This window comes from Phenylobacterium sp., from assembly GCF_035276905.1.
Taxonomy (GTDB): Bacteria; Pseudomonadota; Alphaproteobacteria; order Caulobacterales; family Caulobacteraceae; genus Phenylobacterium.
The window spans coordinates 1-4,165 of the sequence record NZ_DATELG010000001.1; the positions used below are offsets into that span (position 1 = coordinate 1).

5 protein-coding genes are annotated in these 4,165 nt (G+C 66.4%); all 5 read right to left on the bottom strand.

Going from position 1 to position 4,165, the window contains the following annotated elements:
• A partial coding sequence (locus tag VJS38_RS00005; protein ID WP_324086103.1) for a Wzz/FepE/Etk N-terminal domain-containing protein occupies nucleotides 1–512 on the bottom strand: 512 nt, incomplete at its 3' end.
• Between the two features lie 166 nt (nucleotides 513–678).
• Nucleotides 679–1,854: a glycosyltransferase gene (locus VJS38_RS00010; RefSeq protein WP_324086104.1), complete on the bottom strand. Its 1,176-nt coding sequence runs from the start codon at nucleotides 1,852–1,854 to the stop codon at nucleotides 679–681.
• Nucleotides 1,844–3,034 carry a glycosyltransferase gene (locus VJS38_RS00015; RefSeq protein ID WP_324086105.1) on the bottom strand — a complete coding sequence of 397 codons (1,191 nt, stop codon included), beginning with the start codon at nucleotides 3,032–3,034 and terminating at the stop codon, nucleotides 1,844–1,846. Before VJS38_RS00015 ends, VJS38_RS00010 begins: the two co-directional genes overlap by 11 nt.
• A gap of 23 nt (nucleotides 3,035–3,057) precedes the next feature.
• Nucleotides 3,058–3,360, bottom strand: coding sequence for a hypothetical protein (locus tag VJS38_RS00020; RefSeq protein ID WP_324086106.1), 303 nt, complete (start codon nucleotides 3,358–3,360; stop codon nucleotides 3,058–3,060).
• Nucleotides 3,361–3,607: 247 nt separating this feature from the next.
• A partial coding sequence (locus tag VJS38_RS00025; RefSeq protein ID WP_324086107.1) for a sugar transferase occupies nucleotides 3,608–4,165 on the bottom strand: 558 nt, incomplete at its 5' end.

Consider the following 4,165-nt stretch of genomic DNA (forward strand, 5'->3'; position numbering starts at 1 on the left):
TTCGAGGTGAAGGAGAGGTTTATCACGTAGGTGAGGCTGGCTCGCCGGACCGACAAGCTCTTGGTCAACTTGTCCACGCACCGTCGGAAGCGTCTGGAAGCGTCTTTGATGGAAGGGCGAGCGAATTCAGGATCCTTGCAAAGGTTCAGGGAACTCGCCACGCGTCGCGCCAGGGCCGGGGAGTTGAGAACCTCGACCTCGGTGTCGACCACCGTCGATTCCGCCGGCAGCGACGAAAGCACCTCTTCGCTGCTGGCCAGATGCTCCTTGCGAGGATCGAGCAGAATCTTCGTCGTCGCCGTGTAACGGTGCGGCAGCAGCAACGTCACCGCGGCGGTGGCGACGAGAACGCTGCAAACCGCGATCGCGAACAGGCGAATGTGACGTTTCAGAAGGGCCAGGAACAGCCGGGGGTCAAGCTGGCCGAGGCTCTTCCGCGGAGCGCCGGTCGAAAAGACCGGCTCGGCGTAGATCGTCTCGGCATACGGCACAGGGACAGGCGCTTGCATCATGTCCACTCGGCAGACTGATCGTCTCTAACGGTTAGCCAATTTTGCCGTCGGGAGATCGGTCGTTTGATGAGTTGGCGCGTCGGGGTCGAGCCCATGAGCCGGCGCCAGGGCGAGGAGGATTCAGCGATGTCCTTTGGCTGCAAGCGGTGGATGGGCGCGGGCATGCTCATGCCGCGATCGGCGGTCGCTGCTGAAGCACCTGATCGTAAGCATTCAACAATTCGGCTCTGAAACGCTCCGGCGAGAAGCGTTGGCGGGCTTGTCGCGCGGCCTCGGCCGCCACTCGGGGACCGGCCGGCGACAGGGCCCGGGCGATCGCTTGGGCGAGCGCCTCCGGGGCGGCAGAAGGGGCGAGAAAGCCAGTGACCCCTTCGGAGATGATTTCGCCGACTCCGCCGATGCTGGTGCCGACGACGGGTCGCCCCAAGGCCCCGCCTTCGATCAATACTGTTGGCAGGCTCTCCGGGCCGAGAGAAGCCGACACGACGACATCCATGGCGGCCATCAGCTGCGGAATATCCTGGCGAAGGCCGGTGAAATGCGTTCGGTGCGATAGTCCCAGCTGGTCCGCAAGGCTCCGCAGGCCGTTCAAGTTGGCCGCATCGTTGTGTGAACTCTGACCGCCGACGATCCAGATCTCGAGGTCCGGGAAGTTCGTTCGCAATCTGGCGCAGGCCTGCAGCAGGTCGGCGTGTCCCTTGCGCGGCTCCAGCGTGCCGAAGATGCCGATGTGGGGACCGGGGCCCGTGATCTCCGCAGCCGGGACTGGTGTTGTGAAATACCGAGGCTCCACGGCGTTGTAGATCAGTTGAATGCGCTCGTCGCGGACGCCCAGGCTTTTCACCAGCTCCACGCCTTTGCGGGACACGCAGATGAAGCGCTCGACCCGGCGGCGCAGCCAGGGGCCGAAAAGCGCATATTGCGGCGGCGCGGGCAGGGTCTCGTGCACGTGCAGGACGAGCGGCGCGCCCACCTGCGATGCGGCATAGGCCGCCTGGAACGCGCCTACCGGGTGGTGGACGTGAACCACGCCGGCCTTGGCGTCTTGCGCAATCTGCGCCACCGCCCGCCGCGCCCGCTGCATTTGCAGTGCAATTCCGGGAAGCTGCAGTAGGGATCCTTCCGGGCTGCCGCGCGCGATCGGCGCAGCTCGAAACGCCACGCCGCGGGCCATGGCTTCCGCCGCCAGCGGCCCGTCCGGAGGGCAGACCATGATCGAGGGGCGCGCGCTCTCCAGAGCGACTTCGGCGCAGGCCAAGGCGACACGCTCGGCCCCGCCGATGAAGCCGATGCGGCATACCTGCAAGATCGCGCCCGCCGCGGACGTCCGTTCAGCTCGCATGAGGGGCGATCTCCATGCGCCGCATCGCCCGCCGCGGCGGCGGCTCGGCCCGTTGCGCGGCCAAGCGGTCGAAGAGGGCGACCGTGCTTTGCCGCACCACCGCCGAGTTGAAGCGTTCCTGCACCTGCTCGAACGCGTTGGCGGTCAAGCGCGCCCGCAGGATGTCGTCGCCGAGCAGCCTCTGGACCGCGCCGGCGAGACTCCGTGCGCTTCCCGGTTCGCAAAGCAGCGCAGTCTCCTCGTGCCGCGCCACGTCCATGACGCCGGTCGGAATGGCGCTCGCAACGACAGGCACCCGGGCGGCCATGGCCTCGACCTGCGAGATGCCGAAGGCTTCGGTCGTCTCCGTGGAGGGCATGGCGAACACGTCCGCGGCGGCGAACAGACGCAGCTTCTCGCGCGGTGCGATCTCGCCGAGGAAATGGGCGCGCTCCATGACGTTCAGTTTGCGCGCCAGCGCTTCAGCCTCGGATCGATACGGCCCGTCGCCGGCGATCAGAGCGTGCACGGTTGGACAGTGGACGAGCGCCTCGACCAGAATCTGCAGGCCCTTGTACCTGGCGTGTCGGCCCAGGAACGCCACAGTCGGCGCCTCACCGGCGATTTCGCGCCGCCAGATCCCGGCCTCCTCGCGCAGCGCGTCGTCGATCTGGTAGTCGGCCGGATTTACCCCGAGCGGGATCACTTCGATCGGCGCGGATTTGGGGATGTCCGCTGCTTGATCGAGATTTTGCGCCGAAGTCATGATGATCGCCGCGGCGCGCTTCATGAGTCTGCGGTTCACCGCCGATGCGAGGAGTCTCAAAAGGCCTCGCTGATGAATTTCCATGTGGTGGGTGATGATCAGTTTCGGCGGCGCCTTTCGCGGCAGTCGCAGGAGCAGCGCCAACGCCGACAGTGGATTTGGCGACTGGAAGTGCACCAGGTCGAACCACCCGGGGTGCAGCGCGCGGAAGATGTCCAGCGAGAGCGGCTGGCCGCTGAGTATCCCGATCCTGCGAGCGCGTACGACGCGAACCCCGCTGGCTTCCAACTCGTCCGCACGGCCTTTGCGGTGGTTGAACACCACCGCAGTGACTTCGTGCTTCAGCGCCAGCGCTTCGGCGATCTGGCCGGTATAACTTTCGATTCCACCGCGAAACGGCGGGTAATATTTTCCGACGACGAGTATGCGCGCCATTTTGTTGGTTCCCTCGTGCGCATTCAATCCGTGCTTTGGGGCTCGGAGCTTGGGTTGCGGACGGCCTGGGGGACGCCGAGGCGAGCCCCGGCGGCGGTGAGGCGGCCGAGGCGCTTGGCGAGCTCGACGGTCGCCAGGCCGAGGGCGGCTCCGAACAGGATGCTCGGCCACCACCACAGGAGCAGGGCCGCCCACCAGGGCAGGATCAGGAAGCCAGCGATCCAGAGGATCAGCCCGCCCGCGGGGCCCCATCCCCAGATCGTCCGCCCAAAGGCGGGTCTCTGAGGCGCGCCGCCGGAGTCCGTCGGATCGGTGCTCGCCAGCACGGTGTCGTTCCTCCTGCCACGACCATTGCAACCACGGCCGCTGCGGGGCTGCGTCCCCAGATCGGGGGCAGGGGAATGCCGGTCGACGAGCGCCGGACGATCAGGGCGCCGGCAAGCCCGGGGCGTTCGATTGTGGGGGGCTTCAGTCGCGGACGGGCGGTCGGCAGCGGCGGCGCGGGTCGCTCGGCTGGCTGTCGACCGGAGGCTCAGTGCGAAGCGGGCGGACGCCGCCTTATTGGGCTCACGCTCAGCACGCGCCCCGCTGCTGCAGCACGACGTCGAACGTGCGAATGATCAGGCTGAGATCGCAACGCATGTTCCAGCCCTGCAAATAGATCGCGTCAAGCTCGGAGCGGCGTTGGAATGTGGTCTCGTTGCGTCCGCTGACCTGCCACAGACCCGTCAGCCCCGGACGAGCTCGGCAATAGAGATCAAAGCCCGGTCCGTACTCTTCGATCTGTTCCGGCAATATTGGCCGCGGGCCGACGATGCTCATGTCTCCAAGCAGCACGTTCATCAGCTGCGGCAGTTCGTCCAGGCTGGTGCGCCTGAGGAAGCCGCCGATCAAGGTCACTCTCGGATCACGCGTCAGCTTCTGCTTTTCCTTCCACTCGCGAGCAGCTTCGGAGTCCGTGCGGATCAGGCGCTCCAGCAAGGCAGAGGCGTCGACGACCATGGTGCGGAACTTGATGAAGAGGAACTCATCCCCGTTGCGGCCTATGCGGCGCTGGCAAAAGAGGATGGGGCCGCCGTCCTGCACCTTCACGGCGAGGGCGATCGCCAGCATGACTGGCGCGAGCCAGAT

Excerpts from the sequence above, each read along its gene's own strand:
- VJS38_RS00010 (WP_324086104.1), bottom strand. The coding sequence starts at position 1,854 with ATGCGAGCTGAACGGACGTCCGCGGCGGGCGCGATCTTGCAGGTATGC.
- VJS38_RS00015 (WP_324086105.1), bottom strand. The coding sequence starts at position 3,034 with ATGGCGCGCATACTCGTCGTCGGAAAATATTACCCGCCGTTTCGCGGT.